The 26,090-nt window shown below is 67.5% G+C and carries 29 protein-coding genes and 1 pseudogene; 17 read left to right on the top strand and 13 right to left on the bottom strand.

The window, feature by feature from the left end:
• Positions 1-274 precede the first annotated feature (274 nt).
• The 5 genes from ihfB to trpB all read left to right on the top strand — a co-directional run bounded on the left by ihfB (position 275) and on the right by trpB (position 3,234).
• Positions 275-562, top strand: a complete 288-nt coding sequence (gene ihfB / locus AB6A65_RS05030; RefSeq protein WP_371037274.1) for an integration host factor subunit beta — start codon at positions 275-277, stop codon at positions 560-562.
• 2 nt (positions 563-564) lie between these two features.
• Positions 565-915: a LapA family protein gene (locus AB6A65_RS05025; protein ID WP_371037273.1), complete on the top strand. Its 351-nt coding sequence runs from the start codon at positions 565-567 to the stop codon at positions 913-915.
• 8 nt (positions 916-923) lie between these two features.
• Positions 924-1,586 carry a phosphoribosylanthranilate isomerase gene (locus AB6A65_RS05020; protein WP_371037637.1) on the top strand — a complete coding sequence of 221 codons (663 nt, stop codon included), beginning with the start codon at positions 924-926 and terminating at the stop codon, positions 1,584-1,586.
• Positions 1,587-1,623: 37 nt separating this feature from the next.
• Positions 1,624-1,854, top strand: a complete 231-nt coding sequence (locus AB6A65_RS05015) for an N-(5'-phosphoribosyl)anthranilate isomerase (RefSeq protein WP_371037272.1) — start codon at positions 1,624-1,626, stop codon at positions 1,852-1,854.
• Positions 1,855-2,007: 153 nt separating this feature from the next.
• Positions 2,008-3,234 carry a tryptophan synthase subunit beta gene (gene trpB, locus AB6A65_RS05010; protein WP_371037271.1) on the top strand — a complete coding sequence of 409 codons (1,227 nt, stop codon included), beginning with the start codon at positions 2,008-2,010 and terminating at the stop codon, positions 3,232-3,234.
• Between the two features lie 30 nt (positions 3,235-3,264).
• On the opposite strand, the gene AB6A65_RS05005 is transcribed toward trpB, so the two are convergent.
• From AB6A65_RS05005 to pth, 4 genes are all read right to left on the bottom strand, one after another.
• Complete coding sequence (locus tag AB6A65_RS05005; protein ID WP_371037636.1) at positions 3,265-3,642, bottom strand: DUF2237 family protein; 378 nt, start codon at positions 3,640-3,642, stop codon at positions 3,265-3,267.
• Positions 3,643-3,711: 69 nt separating this feature from the next.
• Positions 3,712-4,875 carry a serine hydrolase domain-containing protein gene (locus tag AB6A65_RS05000; protein WP_371037270.1) on the bottom strand — a complete coding sequence of 388 codons (1,164 nt, stop codon included), beginning with the start codon at positions 4,873-4,875 and terminating at the stop codon, positions 3,712-3,714.
• A 60-nt stretch (positions 4,876-4,935) separates the two neighbouring features.
• Positions 4,936-5,976 (bottom strand): DUF2332 domain-containing protein, encoded by a 1,041-nt coding sequence (locus tag AB6A65_RS04995; RefSeq protein WP_371037269.1) that lies wholly within the window; start codon positions 5,974-5,976, stop codon positions 4,936-4,938.
• Positions 5,973-6,686, bottom strand: a complete 714-nt coding sequence (gene pth, locus AB6A65_RS04990; protein WP_371037268.1) for an aminoacyl-tRNA hydrolase — start codon at positions 6,684-6,686, stop codon at positions 5,973-5,975. Before pth ends, AB6A65_RS04995 begins: the two co-directional genes overlap by 4 nt.
• Positions 6,687-6,769: 83 nt before the next feature.
• Here pth and AB6A65_RS04985 point away from each other — a divergent pair, with 83 nt between their 5' ends.
• Positions 6,770-7,081 (top strand): antibiotic biosynthesis monooxygenase, encoded by a 312-nt coding sequence (locus AB6A65_RS04985; RefSeq protein WP_371037267.1) that lies wholly within the window; start codon positions 6,770-6,772, stop codon positions 7,079-7,081.
• Between the two features lie 143 nt (positions 7,082-7,224).
• Entirely contained in the window at positions 7,225-8,112 is an 888-nt protein-coding gene (locus tag AB6A65_RS04980) for a hypothetical protein (protein WP_371037266.1), read from the top strand.
• A gap of 154 nt (positions 8,113-8,266) precedes the next feature.
• Here AB6A65_RS04980 and AB6A65_RS04975 read toward each other — a convergent pair whose 3' ends face one another.
• A complete protein-coding gene (locus tag AB6A65_RS04975; RefSeq protein WP_371037265.1) occupies positions 8,267-8,917 on the bottom strand; it encodes a 50S ribosomal protein L25/general stress protein Ctc in 651 nt (216 codons plus the stop codon).
• A 148-nt stretch (positions 8,918-9,065) separates the two neighbouring features.
• Here AB6A65_RS04975 and AB6A65_RS04970 point away from each other — a divergent pair, with 148 nt between their 5' ends.
• Entirely contained in the window at positions 9,066-10,220 is a 1,155-nt protein-coding gene (locus AB6A65_RS04970) for an MFS transporter (RefSeq protein WP_371037264.1), read from the top strand.
• Here AB6A65_RS04970 and AB6A65_RS04965 read toward each other — a convergent pair.
• From AB6A65_RS04965 to trpA, 3 genes are all read right to left on the bottom strand, one after another.
• A complete protein-coding gene (locus tag AB6A65_RS04965) occupies positions 10,200-10,820 on the bottom strand; it encodes a hypothetical protein (protein WP_371037263.1) in 621 nt (206 codons plus the stop codon). The genes AB6A65_RS04970 and AB6A65_RS04965 overlap by 21 nt on opposite strands.
• Before the next feature lie 8 nt (positions 10,821-10,828).
• Positions 10,829-11,998 (bottom strand): L-lactate dehydrogenase, encoded by a 1,170-nt coding sequence (locus tag AB6A65_RS04960; RefSeq protein WP_371037262.1) that lies wholly within the window; start codon positions 11,996-11,998, stop codon positions 10,829-10,831.
• Positions 11,999-12,075: 77 nt separating this feature from the next.
• A complete protein-coding gene (gene trpA, locus AB6A65_RS04955; RefSeq protein WP_371037261.1) occupies positions 12,076-12,867 on the bottom strand; it encodes a tryptophan synthase subunit alpha in 792 nt (263 codons plus the stop codon).
• A gap of 169 nt (positions 12,868-13,036) precedes the next feature.
• Here trpA and ychF point away from each other — a divergent pair, with 169 nt between their 5' ends.
• Positions 13,037-14,134 (top strand): redox-regulated ATPase YchF, encoded by a 1,098-nt coding sequence (ychF, locus tag AB6A65_RS04950; protein ID WP_371037260.1) that lies wholly within the window; start codon positions 13,037-13,039, stop codon positions 14,132-14,134.
• A gap of 45 nt (positions 14,135-14,179) precedes the next feature.
• Here ychF and AB6A65_RS04945 read toward each other — a convergent pair whose 3' ends face one another.
• The 3 genes and pseudogenes from AB6A65_RS04945 to AB6A65_RS04935 all read right to left on the bottom strand — a co-directional run bounded on the left by AB6A65_RS04945 (position 14,180) and on the right by AB6A65_RS04935 (position 17,307).
• A complete protein-coding gene (locus AB6A65_RS04945) occupies positions 14,180-15,505 on the bottom strand; it encodes an esterase-like activity of phytase family protein (protein WP_371037259.1) in 1,326 nt (441 codons plus the stop codon).
• Between the two features lie 186 nt (positions 15,506-15,691).
• Positions 15,692-16,423: pseudogene (locus AB6A65_RS04940) on the bottom strand (IS5 family transposase); the annotation flags it as partial.
• A 323-nt stretch (positions 16,424-16,746) separates the two neighbouring features.
• Positions 16,747-17,307 carry a TetR/AcrR family transcriptional regulator gene (locus AB6A65_RS04935; protein ID WP_371037258.1) on the bottom strand — a complete coding sequence of 187 codons (561 nt, stop codon included), beginning with the start codon at positions 17,305-17,307 and terminating at the stop codon, positions 16,747-16,749.
• Positions 17,308-17,529: 222 nt separating this feature from the next.
• Between AB6A65_RS04935 and AB6A65_RS04930 the strand changes: the two genes are divergently transcribed.
• Complete coding sequence (locus AB6A65_RS04930) at positions 17,530-18,141, top strand: NAD(P)H-dependent oxidoreductase (protein ID WP_371037257.1); 612 nt, start codon at positions 17,530-17,532, stop codon at positions 18,139-18,141.
• A gap of 3 nt (positions 18,142-18,144) precedes the next feature.
• Positions 18,145-19,026, top strand: a complete 882-nt coding sequence (locus AB6A65_RS04925; protein ID WP_371037256.1) for a nuclear transport factor 2 family protein — start codon at positions 18,145-18,147, stop codon at positions 19,024-19,026.
• Positions 19,027-19,340: 314 nt separating this feature from the next.
• Here the strand turns inward: AB6A65_RS04925 and AB6A65_RS04920 are convergent, their stop codons facing one another.
• A complete protein-coding gene (locus AB6A65_RS04920; RefSeq protein WP_371037255.1) occupies positions 19,341-20,021 on the bottom strand; it encodes a Crp/Fnr family transcriptional regulator in 681 nt (226 codons plus the stop codon).
• Positions 20,022-20,323: 302 nt separating this feature from the next.
• Between AB6A65_RS04920 and aqpZ the strand changes: the two genes are divergently transcribed.
• From aqpZ to AB6A65_RS04890, 6 genes are all read left to right on the top strand, one after another.
• Positions 20,324-21,028, top strand: a complete 705-nt coding sequence (gene aqpZ / locus AB6A65_RS04915; RefSeq protein WP_371037635.1) for an aquaporin Z — start codon at positions 20,324-20,326, stop codon at positions 21,026-21,028.
• A gap of 23 nt (positions 21,029-21,051) precedes the next feature.
• On the top strand, positions 21,052-21,525 hold the full coding sequence (locus AB6A65_RS04910) for a hypothetical protein (RefSeq protein WP_371037254.1): 474 nt from the start codon (positions 21,052-21,054) through the stop codon (positions 21,523-21,525).
• Positions 21,526-21,608: 83 nt separating this feature from the next.
• On the top strand, positions 21,609-21,998 hold the full coding sequence (locus AB6A65_RS04905) for an SHOCT domain-containing protein (RefSeq protein ID WP_371037253.1): 390 nt from the start codon (positions 21,609-21,611) through the stop codon (positions 21,996-21,998).
• Positions 21,999-22,043: 45 nt separating this feature from the next.
• Entirely contained in the window at positions 22,044-22,682 is a 639-nt protein-coding gene (locus tag AB6A65_RS04900) for an OmpA family protein (RefSeq protein ID WP_371037252.1), read from the top strand.
• Positions 22,683-22,708: 26 nt separating this feature from the next.
• Positions 22,709-23,095 carry a hypothetical protein gene (locus AB6A65_RS04895; RefSeq protein WP_371037251.1) on the top strand — a complete coding sequence of 129 codons (387 nt, stop codon included), beginning with the start codon at positions 22,709-22,711 and terminating at the stop codon, positions 23,093-23,095.
• Positions 23,096-23,231: 136 nt separating this feature from the next.
• On the top strand, positions 23,232-24,686 hold the full coding sequence (locus AB6A65_RS04890) for an ATP-binding protein (RefSeq protein ID WP_371037250.1): 1,455 nt from the start codon (positions 23,232-23,234) through the stop codon (positions 24,684-24,686).
• Between the two features lie 148 nt (positions 24,687-24,834).
• On the opposite strand, the gene AB6A65_RS04885 is transcribed toward AB6A65_RS04890, so the two are convergent.
• Positions 24,835-25,674 carry a hypothetical protein gene (locus AB6A65_RS04885; RefSeq protein WP_371037249.1) on the bottom strand — a complete coding sequence of 280 codons (840 nt, stop codon included), beginning with the start codon at positions 25,672-25,674 and terminating at the stop codon, positions 24,835-24,837.
• Positions 25,675-26,090 lie beyond the last annotated feature (416 nt).

Genomic DNA, 26,090 nt, shown 5'->3' with positions numbered 1-26,090 from the left:
CCCTCGGGCCTGACCGCTTTACGGCGAAAATGACCCCCGCGGCCTGCCGGCCGCGGGGGTTTTCATGTGCGAATCGGTGCCGCCGGCGCCCGGCCATGGCCGCATGCGCGCGTCCGCGACCGGCGTCATGCCCCCCGCTGACGGCCGAAGCCGCTGTCATGGATGGAAAAATGGCCTCGTCGCGGTGTTGCGAGGTTTCCGTCCGCGGCCTTTTCGGCCTATAGTTGCCTTCGAACGAACAGGCCGGTCCAAATCCGGCGGGGGGGCTTCCGGCATGATCCGATCGGAACTGATTCAGAAGATCGCGGACGAGAACCCGCATCTCTACCAGCGCGACGTGGAGCGGATCGTGAACACGATCTTCGAAGAGATCACCAACGCGATGGCGCGCGGCGACAGGGTGGAACTGCGCGGGTTCGGCGCGTTCTCCGTCAAGAAACGCGACGCCCGGGTCGGTCGCAACCCGCGCACGGGTGAGGCCGTGCAGGTGGACGAGAAATGCGTGCCCTTCTTCAAGACCGGCAAGCTCCTGCGCGAGCGTCTTAACCAACATCAGGACTGACCATGCGCTACATCCGTTATCTCTTCTTCGCGGTGCTCGCGGTGGCGCTCGTTTCCGTGGCGGTGGCGAACCGTGACAGCGTGACGCTGCAGCTTCTGCCCGAGGCCCTGTCGCGTCTTGCCGGGCTGAACCGCACGATCGAGCTTCCGCTTTATGCCGTGATCTTCGGCGGTATCGCGGCCGGCCTGCTCATCGGCTTCGTCTGGGAATGGATGCGCGAGGGCAAGTACCGGGCCGAGGCCGCCCGCCACGCGACCGAGGTCAAGCGCCTCAACCGGGAACTGCGCCGCGTGAAGGGCCAGCGCGACGAGGGCAAGGACGACGTTCTGGCGCTGCTTGACGAGGCGAGTTGAGCGGCCCGATGGAAGAGCGTGTCAGGGTCAAGGTCTGCGGGCTGACCCGGGCGGCCGATGTCGCGGCGGCCGCGGGGGCGGGGGCGGCCTATGTGGGCTTCGTGTTCTTCGCCCGGAGCCCGCGCAACCTCGACCCCGCGGCGGCGCGCGCGCTGGCGCTCGAGGTGCCGCCCGGCATCGTGAAGGTCGCCCTCACTGTGAACGCGGAGGATGCGGCGCTCGACGCGATCCTCGACGAGGTTCCGGTGGACATGCTCCAGCTGCACGGTGCCGAAAGCCCCGAGCGCGTGGCGGCACTGCGGGCGCGCTACGGCCTGCCGGTGATGAAGGCGGGGGGGGTCGCGCAGGCCGCGGACCTCGCCGCGCTCGACCGCTACGCCGAGGTGGCCGACCAGATTCTCGTGGACGCGAAGCCGCCCGCGGGCGCCACGCTGCCCGGCGGCAACGGGCTCGCCTTCGACTGGCGCCTTCTTTCCGGGCGGCGCTGGACGTGTCCGTGGATGCTCGCGGGCGGGCTGACCCCCGAGAACGTGGGCGAGGCGATTTCGCGCACCGGCGCGCGGCAGGTGGACGTATCGTCGGGCGTGGAGCGCGCGCCGGGAGAGAAAGACCCCGCTCGCATCGCGGCGTTTCTGCGTGCCACGGCAAGGCGCGCGGAGAAAGCCTCGTAGTCACGTCCTCTTAACCTTCCTGCGCGAGGCTCGCGGCATGTCCACCTTGCCACCCCACCTCACGCCCGACCTCTGGCTCGCCCAGATCTTCGCGTCGCGCGAGGCGCGGACGGGCGGCGTGGTGAAACGGCAGGTGCGCGACGTGGAACGCCTCGTGGGGTGCCGCGCCTTCGCGAGGGAAGTGGCGCGCCGCGGGTTCCAGGCGGTGGAGAACGGACGCCACTTCGTCGTCTTCTGCAACGACGCGCCGGTTCGCCCGCTCCGCTGAAGGGCCTTCGAAGGCCCTTCGCGGAAGCCGCTTGAAAGCGGCTTCCACGCGGTTTTGAAACCGCGTGGGCAAGGCCTTTCGAAAGGCCTTGCCCTTGCCCCGGGCGCGGTGCGGGCTTACTCAGTCCAGAGCACGAGCGCAGGAGGGATCGCGATGCCCGAGGATCTGATCAACAGCTTCATGACCGGCCCCAACGAAAAGGGCCGCTTCGGGGACTATGGCGGCCGCTTCGTTTCGGAAACGCTGATGCCCCTGATCCTCGAGCTCGAGGCGGAATACGAACGCGCCAAGGCCGACGACGATTTCTGGGCGGAGATGGAGCATCTCTGGACGCATTATGTCGGTCGGCCCTCGCCGCTCTACTTCGCCGAGCGGATGACCGAGCGGCTGGGCGGCGCGAAGATCTACCTCAAGCGCGACGAGCTCAACCATACCGGCGCGCACAAGATCAACAACGTACTGGGCCAGATCCTGCTCGCCCGGCGCATGGGCAAGACGCGCATAATCGCCGAGACCGGTGCCGGCCAGCACGGCGTCGCCACAGCGACCGTCTGCGCCAAGTTCGGGCTCGACTGCATCGTCTACATGGGCGCGCATGACGTGGAGCGGCAGGCGCCCAACGTCTTCCGCATGAAACTCCTCGGCGCGAAGGTCGTGCCGGTGACGTCCGGGCGCGGCACGCTGAAGGACGCGATGAACGACGCGCTGCGCGACTGGGTCACCAATGTGCGCGACACGTTCTACTGCATCGGGACGGTCGCGGGGCCGCACCCCTACCCGGCGATGGTGCGCGACTTCCAGTCGATCATCGGGCGCGAGGCGCGCGAGCAGATGATGGCCGCCGAAGGGCGTCTGCCCGACACGCTGGTGGCGGCGATCGGGGGCGGCTCGAACGCCATGGGGCTCTTCCATCCGTTCCTCGACGAGAAGGAGGTCGCGATCATCGGGGTCGAGGCCGGCGGCAAGGGCGTGGATGACAAGATGGAGCATTGCGCCTCGCTGACCGGCGGGCGTCCGGGCGTCCTGCACGGCAACCGCACCTACCTGCTGCAGGACGAGGACGGCCAGATCCTCGAGGGCCACTCGATCTCGGCGGGGCTCGACTATCCCGGCATCGGGCCCGAGCATGCCTGGCTGCACGACGTCGGCCGCGCCACCTATGGCTCCATCACCGACAAGGAGGCGCTCGAGGCGTTCCAGTTCTGCTGCGAGACGGAGGGCATCATCCCCGCGCTGGAGCCGTCGCACGCGCTGGCCCATGTTATGCAGATCGCGCCGCAGTTGCCGCAGGATCACCTGATCTGCATGAACATGTGCGGCCGGGGCGACAAGGATATCTTCACCGTCGCCCGGGCGCTCGGTTTCGATATGGACGACTGACGCGGCGGGGGCGCGGGCCCCCGCCCGGTTTCAGCCCGCCTCCAGCGCGTGCCGGCGCAGCACGTCGAGGGGCACGATCTCGAGGGCGCGGGCGTGGGTCGCCGCGAGATTGACCCGCGGGGCGCAGCCCTCGTCGTGGGCCTGCAGGAAACGGCCCGCGCAGACGCACCACTGGGCGCCGGGATTCAGGCCGGGAAAACCGAACTCGGGGCGCGGGCTCGACAGGTCGTTGCCGACATATTTCGAGTAGGCGAGGAACTCGGCGGTCATCACGGCACAGACCGTGTGGCTGCCGTGATCCGACGCGCAGGTGTTGCAGTGGCCGTCCCGGAAAAATCCCGTCAGCGGATCACGGGAGCAGGGCGCGAGCGCCTCTCCCAGCACGTTCTCGGACGGGTCCATTTCCATCATGCGCCTCCATTCCTCGCTTCGGGGCCAGTCTAGCGGCCGCGCGCGCCACGTCCAGCCGGCCCGGCGTCACAGGGCCGCGGCGATGGCGCGGAACATGGCGACATTGCTTTCGTGCACGCCGGGATCGCGGAAGCGCCGGTCGGCGGCGTTCACCGCGACGACGACGCCGCGCGTCCGGTCGACCCAGACATACTGGCCGTAGATGCCGCGGGCCATGAACTCGCCCTCGGCCGCGCCCAGCGGCACCCACCAGTGGAACCCGTAGCCGATCTCACCCGGATCGGTCGGGGCGGAGGCAGCGGTGGAGGCGCGGACCCAGCCCTCAGGCACGATCTGCCGCCCGCCGAGCCGGCCGTCCCGCGCGTAAAGCAGCCCGAGGCGGGCATAGTCGCGCGTCGTCATGTTGAGCCCGCCCAGCACGAAGGCCGTGCCCTCGCCGTCGGTCAGGTAATAGGGTTCGGAGTCGAGACCCATCGGCGCCACGATCTTTTCGGACAGAAGCTCGGGGATCGAGCGGCCCGTCGCCCCCCGGATCACCATTCCGATCACATGGGTGTCGATGGAGACGTAGCGCCACTCCGTACCGGGGGCCGCGAAGCTGTCCCGCAGCGCCGCGGCGAACCCGTCCATCGAACCGCCGAGCGCGAGCACGCGCCCCATGCGGTTGATGTCGGAGTTGGGGTCGAGGTAATCCTCGTCGAAGACCACGCCCGACGCCATCTGGAGCACGTCGCGGAGGCGCGCGCCGTCATAGGCCGTGCCCGCGAGCCCGGGCGCGTAGTCGGTCACCGGGGCGTCGAGCGAGGCGATCGCGCCCTCTTCGAGCAGCACGCCGAGAAGCGCCGAGAGGAAGCTCTTGGCGATCGACCAGGAAATGCGGCGATCCTCGGCCCGGGTGCCGAGGCGATAGTCCTCATGGACGACCGTGCCGTCCTTCAGAACGACGATGCCGGTCACGTTCCGCGCGTCGAGCCAGGCGTCGAACCCGTCCGGCATGTCGGCCGGCCGGCGCGGGGGCAGGGGGGTCACCGGGCCGTCGCCGCGCGGCACCGGCACCGACAGGAAGGCTCGGTCCATCGCGCTGAAATTTTCCACGATCCGGGACTCGTCGAAAAGCGTGTTCACGGCCCAGAGCCGCACGATCGCCTCGCGTTTCCAGAGACCGACCAGAAGCGCGGTGAGGGCGAGCCCCGCGACGATCCGTCCGCCCCAGATCAGGATTCTGCGCATCCACCTTCCCCGTTCCGCGCGAAAGGAAGCACTCGGCGCAGCCTTTGGCAAACGCGATCCTCAGGCAAGCCGGGCAGGCCCGTCCCAGCGCACCCATCGGCCGTGGAAATCCGCCCGGCCGAGCGCCTGGCGGCGATCTCCGGGCCAGAGGCGGAGCGCGAGCGCGGCGCCGTCGGGCCGGCCATCGGTCTCCATCGAGAGCCAGGCGAGGGGCGCGTCCTCGCCGGCCCGTGCGCCCGCGGCCTCCAGCACCGCTGTGGCCCGCGCCTGCGTGGCGCGGGGAAAATACTGCCAGGCGATGGTGTGGTAGACGAGGTGAAGCCGTCCGGGCCGCGCCCGTGCGAGCCGCGCCTCCAGCCAGTCGGCCGCGTCGGCCGCATCCACGGTCGCGTCATGGGCGGCGATGGCCGCGCGGGTGCGCGCGAGGCGCTCTGGCTGGTCCGGCCAGAGATAGGCGAGAAGCCGCAGCGCATCGCCGGCGCGGCCGGGATCGAGGGGTGCCACGTCCACGCCGCGGCGCTCTGACACGCGTATCGCCGCGTCGGGTGGCGGCGGACCGTCCCAGTCGGGCGCGAGGGTGAGCACCGGCCCCGCCGGCTCGTACCGCCGCGTCCCGAGATCGAGCGCGAAGCGGTCGAAGTTGAGATTGAGTCCGCCGCTCGCGCCGGGTTCGGACAGGACGAGGGGCAGCGGGTGGCGCTCGGCCAGCCAATGCGCCGCCGCGATCAGCACCGCGCTGCGGCGGATCTCGTTCGTCTGGGGCGCGCGGTCGATCCAGTCGAGGAGAAATGGCTCGTGCGTGGCGAGCGTCTCCGCCAGGGCGCGCGCCAGCGCGGCCTCGCCCGCCTGTGCCGGAGGATAGACGGCGGCCAGCGACGGCGCGCGGGCGGAGAGGCAAAGCGCATGGAGCCCGCCCGCAAGGCGCAGCGGCAGCGAGGCGCCCGCCGGGCCGATGTCGCCCTCCCATGCCGCGAAGCGCCGCCCGAGGGCGCTGGTTTCGTCCCAGCCTTCCGCCAGCGTGTCGAGCAGCCGCGCCATGAACGGAGAGCCGAGCCGGTCGCAGGCCCGCCCCTGGGACCGGAAGGCGCCCGGCACGCTCACCGGAAGCGGTCGGCAAGCTTTTGCAGGGGGGAGCGGCGGTCGGGCGGGTCCGCCGTGTCTGCCTCGGGCTCGGGGTCTGCCGGCGCCGTCTGCTTCGCCCCTTCCTCCTTTTCCTTGCCCTTCGCGCCCCCCGAAGAGCGCGGCGGGGCGACGCGCTGCGCCACCGCGTTCAGGAAGCGCCCGGTGTCGCCGCGGGCGAGGGCGGGCGCGCCGTCGGCGATGCCGCGAAGAAGATCGTCGAGCCAGTCCTCGTCGGCCTTGGCGAAGTCGTGCAGGACGTATTGCGCCACCAGCTCCTTGCGGCCCGGATGGCCGATGCCGAGGCGCACGCGGGCGTAGTCCGGCCCGATATGGGCGTGGAGCGAGCGCAGCCCGTTATGGCCGGCATGCCCGCCGCCCTGCTTGACGCGGCACTTGCCCGGCGCGAGGTCGAGTTCGTCGTGGAAAACGGTGATGTCCGCGGGCGTGAGCTTGTAGAAGCGCATCGCCTCGCCGACCGACTGGCCGGAGAGGTTCATGAAGGTTTCGGGCTTCAGAAGCAGCACCTTCTCGGCGCCGAGCCTGCCCTCGCAAAGCTGGCCCTGGAACTTCGCCCGCCACGGGGCGAAGCCGTGATCCTCGGCGATGCGGTCCACCGCCATGAAGCCGATGTTGTGCCGGTTCCGCGCGTATTTCGCGCCGGGGTTCCCGAGGCCCACGAAGAGTTGCATGGGGTCTCTCCTTGCTGGCGGCGGTCGCGGACTCTACATCGCCCGAAACGGCCCGGAAGGCCAGAGCTGGGAAGGAGACCGCGATGTATCTGACGATGAACCGTTTCAAGGTGAAGCCCGGGGAGGAAGCGGCCTTCGAGGAGGTCTGGACCCGGCGCGACAGCCATCTGAAATCGGTGCCGGGGTTTCTCGCCTTTCACCTTCTGAAGGGGCCGGAAAAGGACGGGTACCGCCTTTACGCCTCTCACACTGCCTGGGAAAGCGAGGGGCACTTCCTCGACTGGACACGGTCGGAGGCGTTCCGGGAGGCGCACAAGGGCGCGGGCGACAACAAGCATCTCTATCTCGAAGCGCCCGAGCTGGAGGCTTTCGAGACCGTGCAGGCGATCGGCTGATCTCCGCCGGGGCCCGGCGCATCGGCATGTTTTGGTCGGCGCCGCGCCCGATTTCCGCCAGATTTGTGTTCGACCCGTGAAACGGTCGCGGCCGGTCGGACCGATTGTGTCCACCGGGTGGCGATCAGCAGAAGGGGTTGACCATGGGACAGTCTTTCATTCGAACGATGGGCGCCGCGGCGATATCCGCGCTTGCGCTGGGCACTCTTGCCGTCGGCGCGACTGCAATCTCCACCACGCAGGTCGAGGCGCAAGGCCAGGGCAATGGCGGCAACGGCAACGGAAATGGCGGTGATCGCGGCGGCGGCAACGGAAATGGCGGCGGCAACGGCAAGGGCGGCGACCGCGGTGGCGAGCGCGGCGGCAACGGCAAGGGCGGCGACCGCGGTGGCGAGCGCGGCGGCAACGGCAAGGGTGGCGATCGCGGCGCCGGCGCATCGGGCGGCAAGGGCGGCAACGGCGCGGAGCGATCGGCCCGGGCGGGATCCCGCGGCGCGATCGCGAGCGAGCTCAAGGGCCTCAACGCCATGAACGCGAGCCCGCAGGCCTTCGCGACCGCCGCGCCCGAAAGCCAGGTGGGCCGGATCCGGGAATACCGCGATGCCGTGATTGCCTCGAAGGAACTCGATCAGGCGGCGACGGACGCCGCCAACGACCTCGACGAGGCCCGCGCGTCCTTGAGTGGCGCCCGAAACGATGCGGTCAGCGCCCTCGGGGACGTCGAGCCGACCGACACCCTCTCGCAGGAGACGATCGATCAGGCGATCGCGGACCTCGAGGGCGGGGTAATCGGGACAGAGGCGTTGAACGACGTGGCGGCCGCGCTCGAGGGCACCGAGACCGCTGGAACCCTCGACGCTCTCTTCGACAGCGCAACAACCTACGCAACGGCCAAGACGACGGCCGAGACGGCGGAAGCTGCGGCCGAGACCGCGCAGGAGGACGCCGATGCCGCGCTGCTCGACGCAAGTGGCGGGCGCACGCTTTCGGATGCGGCTCTGGCGGAGTTGAACGCCACGCTGGGGCTCTGAAGAAGCGCCGCGTGCGGGCTTCGCCCGTTTCCGGGTCGCGCGGGGCGGCCATCGCCGCCGCCCCGGACATGCGCCCCCGATCCAGAAAGACCGGCTGAAACGAGAACGGGGCCCCGCGGGGCCCCGTCGCCGTCTTTCGTGAAGTGCGGAGGGTTCAATCCTCGGCTTCGGTCTCTTCCACCTCGGCTTCGGCGTCTTCGCCCTCTGCGCCCGCTTCGGCTTCGTCGGCCTTGAGGCCCGACGGCGCCGAGATGTTCGCGATGACGAAGTCGCGGTCGATCGTCGGTTTCGCGCCGGCGGGCAGGCTCACCATCGAGATCGTCACGGTGTCGCCGATGTCGAGGCCCGTCAGGTCCACGGTGATCTGCTCGGGGATGTCGCCGGCGGTCACGACGAGTTCCACCTCCGGGCGCACCGTGGTGAGCACACCGCCCCGCTTCAGGTCGGGCGCGGCCTCCTCGTTCTCGAACACGACCGGAATGTAGAGGTTGATCTTGGTCGTGCGGCGCAGGCGCATCAGGTCCACGTGGGTGGGCAGGTCCTTGACCACGTCGCGCTGCACACTGCGGCAGATCACGCGCACGTCGTCGTGCCCGTCCACCTTCAGGTTGAACAGCGTGGCGAGGAAGCGCCCCGCCCGCAGCCGCTTGATCAGCGCGTTGAAGGGGATGTTGATCGGCAGCGGATCGACGCCGCCCCCGTAAACGATCCCCGGCACCAGGTTCTCTCGGCGTGCCTGACGGGCGGCCCCCTTGCCTGTCCCCGTCCGAACCTGGGCGTGAAGATCCGGAATCTCTCCAGCCATGTCGGTGTCTCCTTGATTGAGGCGGGCATCCTCCAAGGGTGTATGCCCGCGTGAAGGCGCGCGGATAAACCGGATCGGCCCGGTTGGCAAGAGCGGTTCGGCAGAGACGCGGCTTGCCCGGGCGCGGGCGCCGTGACAGAGCCTTTCCATGCCGGCCTTGCGAGACCTTGCCCTGACACGCGCGCCCTCTGCCGCCTTCGCGGCGATGGCGCTCTTCTGGGGCATGCTCGCCGCGCTGATGCCGCAGATCAAGACGCGCGCGGGGGCGAGCGATGCGGAGCTCGGCCTTCTGCTGCTGCTGGCGACCTGCGGCGCGGGGGTCGCCGTCCTGCTGGCGGGGCCGCTGGAGCGGGCGCTCGCGGGCCGGGCCGCGGCGCTTTCGGCGCTGGCCATGGCGGTGGCGCTCGCGCTGCTGGGCGCGGCGGACACGCGCCTTCTGTTCGGCGTGGCGCTTTTCGTGGGTGGCACGGCCTCGGGGCTGATGGACGTGACGGTGAACGTCCGCATCGCCCGGACGGAGGCGGGCACCGGGCGCGGGCTGATGAACCTCGTCCACGGCATCTACGCCGTCGCGCTCGCGCTCGCCGCCTTCTCGGCCGGCCTCGCACGTGAGGGCGGCGTGCCCCTGCCGGTCATCCTGTGGGTGGCGGCCCTGCTCGTGCTGCCCCTTGCGCTTGCCTGCGCCGGGGCGGATCCCGATGCGCGGCCCGAGCCTGCCGCCGTGGGGCGGCCGCCCGCCGGCGCGGGCGCGCTCGTCGCCGCCGGGGGCGCGGTGATCCTCGTGGGCTTCATCGCGGAGCAGGCGAGCGACGGCTGGTCCGCGCTTCACCTCGAACGCAGCGCGGGTGCGGGCCCGGCGGCCGCGGCGCTGGGGCCGGTGATCCTGAGCCTTGCCACCGGGGTCGGCCGCCTGTCCGCGCAGGCCGTCCTCGGCCGCGTGGGCGAGGCCGCGCTTCTGCGCTGGGCGGCCGGGTTCGCGGCGGCGGGCGCGGGGCTGGCCGCCTGGGCGCCGGGGCTGGGCTGGGCCTATCTCGGCTTCGCGGCGATGGGGCTCGGCGTGTCGGTCATCGTGCCGCTCGCGCTCGCGCTCGTCGGACGCGGCGCGGGCGAGCGCCGGATGCGGGCGATCTCGCTCGCCTCGGCGATCGGCTACACGGGCTTCTTCCTGGGCCCGCCCGCCATGGGCTTCCTGTCGGAATGGCAGGGCCTGTGGCTGTCCTTCCTCGCCGTGGCGGGGGCGCTCGCGCTCATCCCTCTGGCCCTCGGGCCCTGGCTTGCCGCGTCAACGCGCCGGAGCGGCTGAGCCGGGTCCGAGGTAACCGCCCGCCGCCATGAGGCGCGCGTGAAGCGCGTATTCCTGCGCCCGCGCCGCGCGCAGGCGATCGTGCAGCGCCCCGGGCAGCGCGGCGTCGCGCGGTGCCGAGACGTTCTTGCGCGGCAGCGAGATGTCCGTCTCGAAGCGTTCGGACAGGAAGGCCATCAGGCGCGGCATCGCCTCGTAGGCGAAGAGATGGTCCACCGCCAGCCGCCCCCCGTCCGTCAGGAAAGCGTGCTGGTCGCCCACGCCGGCCCAGGCGGGCGGGGAGGGGGACAGCACCGCCTGCACGAAGGCCGGGAAATCCGCGTCGCCGACGCCGTGGGTCGCGCCGGGGCGGCTGCGGTAGCGCCACCAGCTTGCGAGCCGGTCCGTGGGCTCGCGCATCACCGCGACCACCTCCGGCGCGAGGCGGTAGCCGTCTTCGAGCAGGGGCGCCACCCGGCGCGCGAAGCGCCGCGCGGTCATGTGGCGGAACCGGCCGCGAAAGACGATGTCCGCGCGCCCCCGCAGCGCCGTCTCCAGCGCGGTGGAGCCGGTCTTGGGCACCGCCAGCAGGGCGAGGTTCTGGCGCGAGAAGATCAGCACGGGGCCGGTCAGCCGGTCTGCCAGGTGCCCTCGAAATCGCGCGGCACCAGCAGGATGTCGCGGTCGAGCTCGTCGACGCGCCGCCGCCCGCAAAGCGCCATGGTCGTGTCGAGCTCCTTGCGGATCACGTCGAGCGCCGTGCTCACGCCCTTCTGGCCCATGGCGCCCAGCCCGTAGACGAAGGCGCGGCCGATATAGGTGCCCTTCGCGCCGAGCGCGACCGCCTTCAGCACGTCCTGGCCCGAGCGGATGCCGCCGTCGAGATGCACCTCGATCCGGTCGCCCACCGCGTCGAGGATCGAGGGCAGGGCCCGGAGCGACGAGAGCGCCCCGTCGAGTTGCCGCCCGCCCTGGTTCGAAACCACGATCGCGTCGGCCCCCACGGCGAGCGCGGCCTTCGCATCCTCGGCGTCGAGGATGCCCTTGAGGATCACCGGCCCGTCCCACTTGTCGCGGAGCTTCTTCACCTTGTCCCAGTCGAGCGTGAGGTCGAACTGCTCGTTGATCCAGGACATCAGCGAGGCCGGGTCCGAGACGCCCTTGACGTGGCCCACGATGTTGCCGAACTGCCGCCGCTTCGTGCCGAGCATCTCCAGCCCCCAGTTCCATTTCGTGGCGAGGTCCGCCATGGTCGAGAGCGTCAGCTTCGGCGGGGCGGAGAGGCCGTTCTTCAGGTCCTTGTGCCGCTGGCCGAGGATCTGCAGGTCGAGCGTGATGACGAGCGCGGAGCACTTCGCCTCTTTCGCGCGGGCAATCAGCCGGTCCACGTAGTCCTCGTCCTGCATGACGTAGAGCTGGAACCAGAAGGGTTTCGAGGTGTGCGCCGCCACGTCCTCGATCGAGCAAATCGACATGGTCGACAGGGTGAACGGCACGCCGAAGCGCTCGGCCGCCCGCGCGGCCTTGATCTCGCCGTCGGCGGCCTGCATCCCGGTCATGCCCACGGGCGCGAGCGCCACCGGCATCGCCACGTCCTCGCCCACCATGTTCGAGGCGGTCGACCGGTCCGCCATGTCCACGGCGACGCGCTGGCGCAGGCGGATCAGGTCGAAGTCCGAGACGTTCTCGCGGAAGGTCTGTTCGGTCCAACTGCCCGACTCGCAGTAATCGTGGAACATGCGCGGGACCCGACGGGCGTAGATCCGCTTCAGGTCGTCGATGTTCGTGATCACGGGCATGGTCGCCGCCTCCTCGCGCAAATCCCGAAAAGGCGTAGCAACGTGCGCGCGGCGTGGCAATTGCCAGGACGCCGCGCTCAGCCCCGGTGCGCGCCGTCCGCGAGGCTTCTCACGAAGGAGAGAATGTCCGGCACGGGCTTGCCTGCGGCGATTTCGCCCACGATCGCGCTGCCCACGACGGCGCCGTCGGCCACCCCGGCGATGGCCTCGGCGGTCGCGGGCGACCTGATGCCGAAGCCCACCACGACGGGCAGGTCGGTCTGCGACTTGATGCGCGCGACATCGGGGCCCACGTCGGCCGCCTGCGCCTCCGCCGCGCCGGTGATCCCGGTGATCGAGACGTAGTAGACGAAGCCGGAGGTGTTCTCGAGCACCTTGGGCAGGCGCCTGTCGTCCGTGGTCGGCGTGGCCAGGCGGATGAAATCGAGCCCCGCGGCCTTCGCCGGCAGGCAAAGCTCGTCATCCTCCTCGGGCGGCAGGTCCACCACGATCAGGCCGTCGATGCCCGCCGCGCGCGCATCCTCGAGAAAGCGCGCGACGCCGCGATTGTAGATCGGGTTGTAGTATCCCATGAGCACGATCGGGGTCTCGTCGTCGCGCTCGCGGAAGGCGCGCGCCATGGCGAGCGTCTTCTCCAGCGTCTGGCCGCCCTCCAGCGCGCGCTGGCCGGCACGCTGGATGGTGGGGCCGTCGGCCATCGGGTCGGTGAAGGGCACGCCCAGTTCCACGATGTCGACGCCCGCGCCGGGCAGGCCCATGAGCACGTCCAGCGAGGTCTCGTAATCGGGGTCGCCGGCCATGATGTAGGCGACGAACGCCTTGCGCCCCTCGGCCTTCAGCCTCGCGAAACGGGCGGCGATGCGGGTCATGGGGTCCTCCGGGCGCTGGTCGTCCGCGCTCCATTGCCTCACGGGCGCGGCGAAATCAATGGCTGCGCCCGTCCGGCCCGCGCGGTTTTTCCCGCCGTCGCCCTGCGCGGCTTGCGCCGCCCGGCCTTCCTGCCTAGACACGCGCCGTCACGCTAGGGAAGGGACGCGCATGGGCTTCAAGGTCGGAATCGTGGGGCTGCCGAACGTGGGCAAGTCCACGCTCTTCAACGCGCTGACCCGCACCGCCGCGGCGCAGGCGGCCAATTTCCCCTTCTGCACGATCGAGCCCAATGTGGGCGAGGTCGCCGTGCCCGACGCGCGGCTCGACCGGCTGGCCGCCATCGCGGGCTCGCGGCAGATCGTGCCGACCCGGATGACCTTCGTGGACATCGCGGGCCTCGTGAAGGGCGCCTCGAGGGGTGAGGGGCTCGGCAACCAGTTCCTCGCCAACATCCGCGAGGTGGATGCCATCGCCCATGTGCTGCGCTGCTTCGAGGACGACGACGTGACCCATGTCGAGGGCCGCGTCGATCCCGTCGCCGACGCCGAGACCATCGAGACCGAGCTGATGCTCGCCGACATGGAAAGCATAGAGAAACGCCTTCAGGGCCTGTCGCGGAAGGTTCGCGGCGGCGACAAGGAGGCGGTGCAGCAGGAACGACTGCTCAACGCCGCCCTCGCCATGCTGTCGGAGGGCAAGCCCGCGCGCCTCGTCGAGGTGGACGAGGAGGACGCGAAGGCGTGGAAGGCGCTCCAGCTTCTGACCGCGAAGCCCGTGCTCTACGTCTGCAACGTCGAGGAAAGCTCGGCCGGACACGGCAACGCGCAGTCCGCCCGCGTGGCCGAGATGGCGGCGGGGCAGGGCGCCGGCACGGTGGTGATCTCGGCCCGCATCGAGGAGGAGCTCGCCCAGCTCGACGCCGAGGAGGCCGAGATGTTCCTCGACGAGATGGGGCTCGAGGAGCCGGGTCTAGACCGGCTGATCCGCGCGGGCTACGAGCTGCTGCACCTTCAGACCTTCTTTACCGTGGGCCCGAAGGAGGCCCGCGCCTGGACGATCCGCGAAGGCACCCGCGCGCCCCAGGCGGCGGGCGTCATCCACGGGGATTTCGAGAGGGGCTTCATCCGCGCCGAGACCATCGCCTATGACGATTTCGTGGAGCTTGGCGGCGAGCAGGCCGCCAAGGAGGCGGGGCGGATGCGCGCCGAGGGCAAGGCCTACGTCGTCAAGGAAGGCGACGTGCTGCACTTCCTCTTCAACACCTGAGAGGGGGACGGGCCGGGCCCGCCCCCGTCGCGCAGGCCCCCCGCCTCATTCCGCGGCGAGGAAGTCGCCGACCTCGAGCAGGATCATCTCGGTGTCGTCGGCCCGGCCCTGCTGGCGGCCCACCGAGAAGGGGTAGTTGTTGTCGTTGGCCACGACGATCCGGGCCGGCCCCACCCGGTCCACGTTCTCGATCGTGACGAAAGGGAACGCGAACACGTCGTTGATCGTGCCGTGGGGCGCGACGCCTGCCGGATCCGCGATCGCCATGAGATCGATGTAGGCGATCTTCTCGAGCACCCCCGACGGATCGGTCCGCGCGAGATCGACGAGATAGATCCGCTTGAACCCGGCCGGGCGCGCGGGCCAGCCCTCGCGCGGATCGCCCTGGCCGCCGTCGCGCTCGATGACGAGCGCGCGCGTGCCGTCGACGATGTTGAAGTCGCCGATGGCGTGGCCGACGTCTTCGAGCGGGTAGTAGCGCACTGCGCCCCCCCATTCGCCGGTCAGGGCGTCGAACTCGAACATGCGCAGGACGGGCCGTCCGTCGATCGTCTCCGGCCCGCCCGTGGCCGGATCGAAAAGCGGCTTCTCGAGCAGGGGATGGAGCGTCCGGCCGTCCTCGGAGAGCGCCATTCCCTCGAAACCGCCCGAGCGCGGGGCCACGACGTCCGCGGGCAGGTCGGCGCCCGGGTCGGGCGCGGCGACGAAGGCATTGTCGGGCGAGCGGATGAGATCGCCGCCGGGCGCGGTGGCGATCACCTGCCGGACCGCGCCCGCGCCGTCCACCTCCAGCAGCCAGGGCCCGAACTCGTCGCCGATCCAGTAGCCGTCGCCCACGGGCTGGATGGATTCGGGGTCGAAGTCCGCGCCCGTGAGATAGCGCGTCTGCGTGGCCTCCGTGGCGATCGGGAAGGGCACGACGCGGTCCGGGTCGGACAGGAAGACCGTGCGCTCGGGCACGAGCCGCCCCGCCTCCCAGTCCGCCCGGAGCACGCTGAACATCAGCAGCGCGTCGGCCGAGTTCGCCTTGGAGCCGAAGCCGTTGTCGGTGAGCATCAGGAAACGGTCGTCGCCGAGGCTCCGTATGCCGGAGAAGCCCTGCAACGCCATTGCGGGGAAGGGGCGGGCGAGGCCGGTCGCCGGGTTTCGAAGCGCGTAGAGCGACTCCGTCCGCGCGCCGCCGGTGAAGCGGCCGGACATCGCGAAGAGGGCCGGCGCGTCCGGTGGCGCGGGCACGAAGGACTGCGCGGGCAGGACCGCATGTGCCCTGAGCGTGGCCGTGAACGACTGGGGATCCGCCGCGGCGCGGCCGCCGGCAAGGCCGGCGAGAACGAAAATGGCGGCACAGCGCCGGAAAACGGGACCGAACATCGGGACATGTCCGCTGCGGTGCATTCTGCGTCGCACCCCTTGCCACGCTTTCTCAACAGGGGAGTTGCAGTTTCATGACGGAACAGTGACCCGTGACCGCGGCGTTTTCATGGGGCACGTCCGCGGCGTGGCGTCCGATGGTCGGCCGCGTGCCCACCAGGGGCGATCCCCGCTCAATCGGGCGCGGCCGGGTGCGCGGCGCCACCTCTTGTCGTGGCACCGCCGAGAAGACCGAACTCGACGCGCCATGTGCTCGCGTTGCGCATCCGCGCGAAGGCTGGCGCGCGTTCTGCCCCGGATGGCATCGTGGCAGTTGCGCGTGTCGCAGGCCCCGGCGGCGGTAACGGAGCCAATCTTCACATCAGCCGGGATCTGGCTGAGCAGCTCGGGCAGCATGGGCGCACCCCCAACGTTGCTTCCGGTGATTTCGATGGCGCGGATCTCCAGCGTCTGTTCATCGACACCGATGTGGATCTTGCGCCAGAGACGGCGTTTCGCGCCACCATGCTTGCGGGCGTGCCATTCGCCTTCGCCCTCCGCCTTGATGCCGGTGCTGTCGATCAGCAGGTTCAGCGGCCCCTGCGAGCCGCGGTAGGGGATGGTCACGGCCAAGGTCTTCTGGCGTCGGCTCAGCGTGCTGAAATCCGGCACCGTCCAGTCGAGGCCGACCAAGCGGAGCAGGCTCTCCACAAACCCGGTCGTCTGCCGGAGGGCCATGCCGAAGAGCACCTTCATCGTCAGGCACGTCTGGATCGCGGCATCGCTATACTGCGGCTGCCTGCCTCGCTTTCCGGTTGGCGGTGGCACCCACGCCATGTCCGGGTCGAACCAGATCGTCAGGGAGCCGCGCTGCTTCAGCGCTTCGTTGTAGGCTGGCCAGTTCTTGGTCTTGTAGCTCGGCGGGATCGGTCTGCTCATGCAGACCAGCTACCACGCTGGATTCACGAGATGGGTCCCCCCCCTCGACATTTGCGCAACAAAGCCACGCGGGAGTATCACCAACGGTCAAGAGAGGACCAAACCCTGAACAGACCTGATCCATAAACGCGGACTCAAAGGGGCGCAGGTCATCACCGAATGTTGGATGCCGGTCGCGTTGGCGGAGGGGACGCGACCGGGATCAGACGTTCTCCAGCTCAAACTGCAGAATGAACGGACCATTCTCGGCGTCCTGCCTGCGCTTGCTGACGAGGTGGCGCGTTCACCTCCGTCAACCGCAATGAGCCTTCGTCTCGAATCCATCATCCTCGCTCGAACACCGACAGCGCAAGGGTCAGCAGTTCGCGGATGCGGGCCTTGTCCTCGCCCGACGCACGCTGGGTAATGGCAAGCGCGATCTGCTCACTTAGATATTTTGCTCCGGCCTCGACCGGCAGCCCGCCTTGCCAGTCACCGGTATCGCGGGCCGATTGCAGGAATGCGGCATAGGCAGCCTGCCCGGCCGCGTCGATCTCCTCCACCCGCGCCCGCGTCTCCGGCCCCAGCCGATGCTTGCCCGCGCGCATCTTGTAGAACAGGCAGCCGGTTTCCATCCGGGGATCGTCGCTGGCGAAGTCGACGAGCGCGTCAAGCGTCTGGCGCAACCCCTTGCCGGCCTGCAGGATCGCGAACATCTCCGACAGCACCTGGTCGGCATAGCGGTCGAGCACCGCGTGCGACAGCCCGTCCTCGCTTCCGAACTCTCGGTAGAGCGAGGGCTTCGAGATGCCCGCCAACTGGCAGATCGCATTGACCGACACATCGGCCGGATCGCTGTGCCAGTAGGCGGTCATCGCGACGTCGAGCACCTTGTCGGCGTTCATCGTCCGGGGACGTCCACGCGCCGGTCTCGGGTGCTCATCACTCATTTTGTTACCGTATGGTATTTTATATCTTGACGGGATGCCATCGTTATTCGTACCAGTTGGTAACACTTCGGGCAAGCCGGGAAACGACCCATGGCACGGACGGGAAGTACGGTCATCACAGGCGCGAACAGCGGACCTGGCGCAGAACATCCACACCCTTGAAAGGACCAAGTTGCGATGAGCAATGTTTTCATCCTGAACGGGGCACAGCCTTATGGTTTTGCCCCCGGCCAACTGAACGCCTCGTTCGTTGAGCGCACCACGCGCATCCTGACTGACATGGGGCACTCGGTTCGCATCACGGCTTCGGCCGAAGACTACGATGTCGATGCCGAAATCGAGAACCATCGCTGGGCCGATACGGTCATCATGCAGTTTCCCGTCAACTGGATGGGGGCGCCGTGGTCGTTCAAGAAATACATGGACGAGGTCTACACGGCCGGCATGGACGGGCGGATGTGCAATGGCGATGGCCGCACGTCCGACGCCCCGAAAAAGAACTACGGCATGGGCGGGACGCTCACGGGCACAACCTACATGCTGTCTTGCACGCTCAACTCGCCCTCCGAGGCGTTTGATGACCCGGCCGAGCCGTTCTTTGCCGGCATCAGCCTCGATGACCTTCTGGCGCCGGTTCATCTGAACGCGAAGTTTTTCGGCATGACGCCGCTGCCGACCTTCAGCGCCCATGACGTCATGAAGAACCCCGAGCTCGACCGCGATTTCGCACGGTTCGACGCGCACATCTCCGCGCATTTTCAACCTGTCCCGTCCCCCGAAAGGACCTGACCCATGCAAAAGACCCTTCTTGCCACAACCGCCGCCGTCGCCCTCGCGACCGGCGCCCTTGCCGAGGACACCATGTCGAACAAGGAAGTCGTCGGAACCTTCCTGGGCGCCGTCTCGCAAGGGGACATCGACACGATCCGCGAATTGGCGAACCCGGATTACATCCAGCACAACCCCTTCATCCCGACCGGGCTGGAGCCGTTCATCGAGCTTCTGCCGGTGCTGGCCGAAGCCGGAACCACGGCCGAGAACGTCCGCATGTTCCAGGACGGCGACTTCGTTTTCATGCACAACATCTGGCGCAATGCCGAGCCGTTCGGTGCCCCCGAGATGGTGGCCTTCGACATCATCCGCGTGGACGAGAACGGACGGGTCGCCGAACACTGGGACGCGCTGCAGCCCCTGGTCTCGGAAACGGTCAGCGGCCGGACGCAGACCGATGGCCCCACCCAGGCCACGGATCTGGATCAGACCGAGGCGAACAAGGCGCTGGCCGTCGCGTTGGTCCAGGATGTGCTGATGGGCCGCGACCCCGCACGCATCACGGACTATATCAGCGCTGAAAGCTACGCCCAGCACAACCCGATGATCGCGGACGGGCTTGAAGGGATCATCGAGGCCGTCGAAACGCTGGCGGCGCAAGGCAACATGTTCCAATACACCGAGATCCACGCGGTGCTGGGCGAGGGCAACTTTGTCCTGACCGTCAGCGAAGGCCAATGGAACGGCACGACCAACGCCTTCTATGACCTGTTCCGGATGGAAGACGGCATGATCGTCGAGCATTGGGACGTGATCCAGCCCGTCCCAACCGAGGGCCTCGCCAACGACAACGGCATGTTCACCGGGTTTGTCGGCGTCGGTCCGGACTCGATCGGGGAATAACTGCGCCGAAACCAAAATGTCCCGGCGCCGCTGCGCCGGGTCTAAACGTCCACCAATCCCGCTGGAAGGCTCCGCACCCGTTTTCGATCCCGGTCGCGTTTGGTGGCGGAGGGGATGGGACCGGGAGCGGACGGTCGCTGGTCGGTTACCAATCCAGCTCGTTGTCTGGCTTCCGAATTCCTGACGGCTGCATCGCCGGTCACCCTGATTGCACGCTGATTGCACGGTCGACTGCACAAGTGTGCCATCGCGGAGTGTGCTTGGGCGGACAGGAGATCTCCGACGGGTTCGGGGCTCTCCGGAGTATTGCCGCTTCAGGCTTGGCGGCAAGGGTCGGCGTCCTCGATCAGCGCTCGGAGGCCGCGGCGGTCTCGGATTTCGATCTCCCCGTAACCCAGGCGCAGCGAGCCGGATGTTTCCAACGTATTGAGTGCGGCGTTCGTCCGGCGCCGCGACAGCCTCGCCATGGCAGCGAGTTCACCTTGTGTTATGGGAATGCGGCCTTGCCAGCCAGGCCCGGTCCGGTCGAGCCGAAACAGGCACGCTCCGACACGGCTCGTCGGGTCAGAGAATCCCAAGGACTCCACGACCTCGATGAGCGTGCGCATGTTCGCGGCCATCATCGCTAGGAGACACCTCTGCATTTCAGGGAACCGGTCGCAAATGCGCCCAATCTCGGCTCTGCTCAGACGCATCAGCCTTGTATCGCCCTGCATCGACACATCCAGGCGACGCGGTTCGCCCGAAATGGCGGCCATGTCGCCAATCCACCACCCGGGCCCGAGAACATGCACCAGCGAACGCTCGCCGCCCCAGTGCGGCAGATGCACGTCCAGACGGCCGAACACGACCCCGAAAATCCCGCTGGCGGGATCGCCTGCCCGGTAGAGCGAGCGCATCTCCTGCGCCGCAATCAGGTCGCAGCGTCGCGCAATCTCAGATCGCAACTCTGGCGAAGCCCGCGCCAGCCACCCCATCCCATCCAGCAAAATCACCGCTCCCTACAGAACTCGCCCAATTGAGCATGAGGGAACAATATTCCTTTAGGACCTAGGGTAAGCATCACGAAGTATGTCAATCGCAGCAAGGAACCGCGGAGCATGAAGGAAAGGACTTCTTCGGGCTTACCGTGGCTTGCTCTCCGGATTGAAGCTGAGCCAAGGCAGCGCAGCGCACGCGTTGCGATGCGGCAGCCCGCAGCAGCTGACTTGAAGCCCGGGAAGAGACCGCAAGCCGGCTTCGAAGAACAGTGCGAAGGTCCGGAGACATCGCAGACGTCGCCGAACCGAAGGTATAAATCATGAACAGGCTTGCTGCCGAATTCTTCGGCACCTTCTGGCTCGTCTTCGGCGGATGCGGAAGTGCGGTCCTCGCGGCCGGGTTTCCCGAAATCGGCATCGGTCTTCTGGGGGTCTCACTGGCCTTCGGGCTGACTGTTCTGACAATGGCCTATGCCGTCGGTCACATCTCTGGCGGGCATTTCAATCCGATCGTTTCCTTGGGCCTGGCGATGGCCGGCAAGTTCGGTTGGAGCGAGATGGCGCAATACTGGATCGCGCAGGTTCTGGGCGGCCTCGCCGGCGCCGGAATCCTTTTCGTGATCGCCTCGGGCGCCCTAGACTGGACGGCGGGCGGTTTCGCGTCAAACGGCTATGGCGTGTTGTCGCCGGGCGGCTACGGTTTGATGCCGGTGATCCTGATCGAGGTCGTACTGATCGCCGCGTTCCTCGATATTATGGTGGGCGTGACCTCGCAGGGCGCGCTCGCAGCCTTCGCGCCAATCGCAATCGGGCTGGGCCTTGCGCTGATCCACCTGATCTCGATCCCGGTGTCGACCACCTCGGTCAACCCGGCGCGCTCCACGGCGGCGGCGATGTTCGCCGAGACCGGGGCGCTCTCTCAACTCTGGGTGTTCTGGGCGGCGCCTCTGATCGGTGCGGCCTTGGGCGCTGTCATCCACAGGCTGATCAACTCGCCCGAGATGCCAAATGTTCCCGCTTGAAATCGGAAAAGAAGGAAACGCGAATGTCATTCCCTCAGAAACCGGCGATGCTTGCCAAGATCGTGATGGCTGGCTGTGTCTCCCTTGCCCTCGCCGGGCCGGTCACCGCGCAGACAGATCCGGAAATCGCGCTTGACAACGTGCGCGCGCAGGTCGCCGAGGCGATGGAGGCCATCGCGGCCTATTCCGAAGCCCAGCGCGAGGCGGCGATTTCGGATGCACGGGCGGCGCTTGACGACATGGATGCAGCCATCGCCGAGCGTCAGCGAGAAATGCGCGAAGAGTGGGCGGAAATGACGGAGGCGGCACAGGAAGACGCCAACGCGCGCTTGGCTGAGTTGCAGTCCGCTCTGGTCGGTCTGGCCGAACGGGTCGGCGCCCTACAGGCCGGGGCGGACAGTGCATGGGGCGAACTGAACGCCGGTCTCGTGGCGGCCTGGACCGAGCTTTCCAAGGCAGTCGAAGAAAGCCTCCAACCCATGGGTGAGGCTGAGTGAGACGCTGCGCATCGTTTCTTGCGCAGACTAGAGAAAGCGCTGGCATCCCGCCTGCGTGAATTCGAATGACAGGGGTATGAACGATGGAAGAGACATTCGGTTTTTTTGACATTTTCTGGTCAATTTTCTGGCTTTTCCTGATGCTGGCCTGGATCTGGGTGGTGATATCGGTTCTGGCTGACGTTTTCAGAAGCAGGGATATCGGCGGCGTGGTAAAGGCGCTCTGGGTTCTGTTCATCATCCTGATCCCGTGGCTCGGCGTTTTGGCCTACATCATAGTGCGGGGCGATCGGATGCAGGAAAACCAGATCGAATCCGCAAAGCAGTTCCAGGACGCCCAGAGGGAATACATCCGCGGCCTCGCAGGGACGTCGCCGGCGGCCGAACTCGAGAAGCTCGCCGCGCTGAAGGCGCAAGGTGTTCTGACCGAACAGGAATTCGCGACCCAGAAGGCGCGCATCCTCAACACCTAACCACGGGCGATGTCCCGGACAGATAAACGAACCCAAGGACGCATGATGAGAAGAAAATCTAGATTTCTCGTTATCTCGGCAGCCTCGGCACTCTTTCTGGCCGGTTGCGAAGGAGCCGGCGAACGACAGCAACGCGGCGCAATCTTGGGCGGAATGTTCGGAGGAGTTCTCGGTGCGGCCTCCGACGACGAGGACGGCGCGCGCAATGCCGCGCTGGGGACTGCGGCGGGTGCGATGGCCGGCGGCATGATCGGGGCAATGCTGGACGAGCAGGCGGAAGATCTGCGGTCATCGCTCGAGAATGACGGGATCATCGTCGAGAACACGGGCGAGTTCCTTCGCGTGACCATGCCCGGCGGTTTGCTGTTCGACTCCGACAGCGTTGCGGTCCAGCCTTCGGTGCAGGCCGATCTGCGCGCGCTGGCGCGTAACCTGATTGAATACTCCGACAGTACCGTGGGCGTCTTCGGCCATACCGACAATACCGGGTCGCCCGAATACAATCAGGGTCTGTCGGAACGCCGCGCCCAGGCGGTGAGAGCGATCCTGGTCCAGCAGGGCGTCGCACCGGTGCGGGTGCGGGCCATCGGCCTCGGCGAAACCCAACCATTGGCAAGCAACAGTACGCCCGAAGGCCGCCAGCAGAACCGCCGGGTCGAGATCATCATTCGCCCCAATGCGTAATCAGCCCTGAACCCGGAGGCACTATCTTGGTCCGTTTCCTGATTTCCACTGTCGCCTACCTGGCCGCGAACGCGATCGGCCTGCTTTTCGCGATCATCCTCTTGCCGGGTTTTGTGGTCGACCCGCTGTCATTCGTTATTGCCGTTGCGATCTTTTCGCTGATCCAGACCGTTCTTGGACCCTTGATCGTGAAAATATCCATGAAGAACTTTCCGCAACTGATGGGGGCCATCGCGCTGGTGACGATATCGGTCGGCCTGTTCGCGACCAATATCATGATGAGCGGCATGGAGATCGGGGGCATCGCCAACTGGCTGGCCGCCACGCTGCTCGTCTGGCTCGGGAGCCTCGTCGCGGCGATGTTGTTGCCGATCTACGTGTTCAAGCAGCTGTCACAGAACGACAGCGCGTAGGAAAGCCACGGCACGTAATGACGTGGTCAGCAACCCCGCGCGTTCCTTGGGAACGTCGACATGATACGCGCGGGCTCTTGAATCGTTTTCGGCCTGTTCCCCGGGGGAAGATGCTTCCAAGGACATCATCGATCTCATGACACCACACGGCTTGGCGTGTTCGATCGACGGGCACTGGTTTCAATTCACCGCGGGCGTCGGCGCCGGGCTGGACGTCGGTGGGTATGTCCGCCTGGACGTTGATGGCGACGCCTCGTACCTGGGCCAGATCATCGACATCGCGGCCGGTCAGCCAGGGCCGGAGATAACGGAGATCAGAGGACAAGGCGCGATCCGTGCCGTGACGGCTGGCAACGGGATCATCGGCGGGGCGGCGGCCGCCTTCGGATCGGCGCGCCTTGCCGCGGCCGAGTCAGAAATCGTGCAGGCCCATCTCGACAGCTTGCGCGCCGGCAAGGCGGGCCTCCAGATCGGCACGATGCGCAGGGTTGCAGGCGGCCTGCCGGCAACGCTGCAGGCCGCAGGCTTCGGCCGGCACACCCTCGTCTGCGGCCAGTCCGGGTCCGGCAAGACCTACTCGCTCGGCGCGATCCTCGAGCGTCTGCTGCTGGAGACGGATCTGCGGATCGCCGTGCTTGACCCGAACTCGGATTACGTGGGTCTGGGCAGGTTTCGCAAACCCGGTCAGGCGGGCGCGGACAGCGCCGCCCACGCCGCCATTGCAGAACGCTATCAGGCGGCAGTGAGCGGGCTCGGTATTCACGGGGCGCGGCCGGGACAGAAGCCGTTGCGATCGCGATTTGGGCGGCTGCCCATCGCGCAACAGGCGCTCGTCCTGAACTTGGACCCGATCCGGGACGCCAGCGAGTACAACGTGTTTCGCAGGATCGTCCGCGAGATCGGCACCACCGAATACACGCTGGGCGACGTTCGCCAGCGGGCAGCGTCGATGTTCGACGATGGCTCTCGCCACCTCGCAATCCGCATCGAGAACCTCGATGTGGAAGACCTCGTCATATGGGCGCCCACGGGAGAGCCTGCCATGGCGGATCTCGTGCCCGAGGACTGGCGTGCCCTCGTCTTCGATCTGGGGAGCCTTCCGTCGTCCGGTGAGCGTTCGATGATGGGGGCGAGCATCGTCGCGCATTTCTGGTCGAACCGTCACGATCGACGACCCACGCTGCTCGTTATCGACGAGGCCCATAACGTCTGCCCTCAGAGCCCAGCCGATCGTTTTCAGGCGATGGCGTCCGAAGACCTTGCCGCAATCGCGGCGGAGGGACGCAAGTTCGGGCTGTATCTTTTGCTCGTGACCCAACGTCCACAAAAATTGCACGTCAACGTCCTTTCGCAGTGCGAGAACCTGGTCCTGATGCGAATGAATTCTGCGAGCGATATCGACCACCTGGCAACGGTCTTCTCTCATGTGCCCGCTCCCCTCATTCGCCAGGCCGCCTCTTTCGAACTCGGCCAAGGGCTGGCTGCCGGACGGATCTCCGGCGACCCCTTGCTTTTCCAGACCGGCAGCCGCTATTCCGTCGAGGGCGGCGGTGACATTCCGTCGACATGGGCGCTGCCTCGCGGTTTCTGACGTGGAAGCGGGCAAGGAGCAGAAGTCTCCGGTCCGACGCCGGCTCGTCCGACCATGCCGAGGCCTCGTCGGCTTCCTGTTCCAGCGGAAACCAACCACGATCCTGACCCGACCGAGGCGCTGTTGACGCAAGAGACGGGCGGAGACCCTACTCTTCGGCCAGCACGGCTTCCATGTCGGCGAGGGCGACGAGGAGCGGCGTGGGGTCCGTAGTCACGAAACCCTGTTCACTGCGCTGGATGTCCTGAATCACCATCATCACCAACAGCAAGGTGGCCGAAAAGAGGAACGTTCGCCACGTGAGCTTCCTGCCATGGCTGCCCGACCGATTGCCGAGCATGAAGAGCGCCACCAGTGCGACCGACAGGGAGACCGTTTGCGTCACACCCATCAGCGAGACCGAAAAGGTCTGCAGCCGGACCGCATGGGCGTCGATCACATCGTTGACGGAAGCAGCCACGAAGGTCCGGATGGGTGGCTGCACGGGATCGGTCGTCGCCTCGAGCATCGTCGGCCAGAGCGCGGACTGCGCCTCCAGCGTGCGGTCGAGAAAGGCGACCAGATCCTCGCGGCTGCCGGCGCCTCCCTCGGGCAAGAGCCGTGTCCGGGTATAGTCGAGCAGAGCCGTTTGCAGAGCCTGCGCCTCGGCTTCGGGAAGGAGCTCGGCTCGCAGGAACGCAGTGCCGATCGCATTCGCCTCATCGAGAAGCGCGTTGCTTCGGTCCTGGAATGTCGACAGCGCATTTCCGAACGTGAAGGCAAGGATGAGCCCGAGCAGCGCCATGATGCCGCCGAGCGTGACCTCTCCTGCTGAGTGGTCAATGTCGTGTCCGGCCGCCGTCGCGCGTCGCAGCGCCATTTTTCCGACGAGGTACCCAAGGCCCGCGGCCGCCGGCAGGACCACGATGAGAAACAGGGCGCTGGCCGGTATCGACAGGGCCGGTAAGGCAATCCTCTCGTAGAGCTCTGCGGCCGCCATCGTTTCCATATTCTTGTCCTTCCGTTACGTGCCCGCCAGTCAACCTCGCCCTATCTGCGGCCGACCGCAACAGAAACACCCCTACGCTCATACGGTGGAGCCGGTGACCCAATGGCGCCGCACGAAGCGCTAAAGGCCCGTCTGCGGACTCAGGCCTGCCGGCCAGCTTCACGTCGCCATAAGCTTGCTCTTCTGATTGACCAACTCGTCCTTGGTCAGTGGACCCTTCTCCTTGAGCACCAGAGACTTTTTCCAACTCTTCAGCCGGTGACATCTTGGCCAACTTCCGGATGTAATCCTGCTGAACGCTTTCCATCAGCTTAGTCGCATCGGTGTTGTTCTTTTCCATCTTTTCCGCCGGGGATCAAGATATCGTGACCTGCTCCCCTTGGAGTCCGCGTTTATTGGTTAGCTCTGTTCAGGAT

Origin of the sequence: Rhodosalinus sp. FB01 (assembly GCF_041365715.1) — a bacterium.
GTDB lineage: Bacteria > Pseudomonadota > Alphaproteobacteria > Rhodobacterales > Rhodobacteraceae > Rhodosalinus.
Note: the sequence above shows the minus strand (reverse complement) of the source record. Positions and strands in the feature narration are given on the sequence as shown.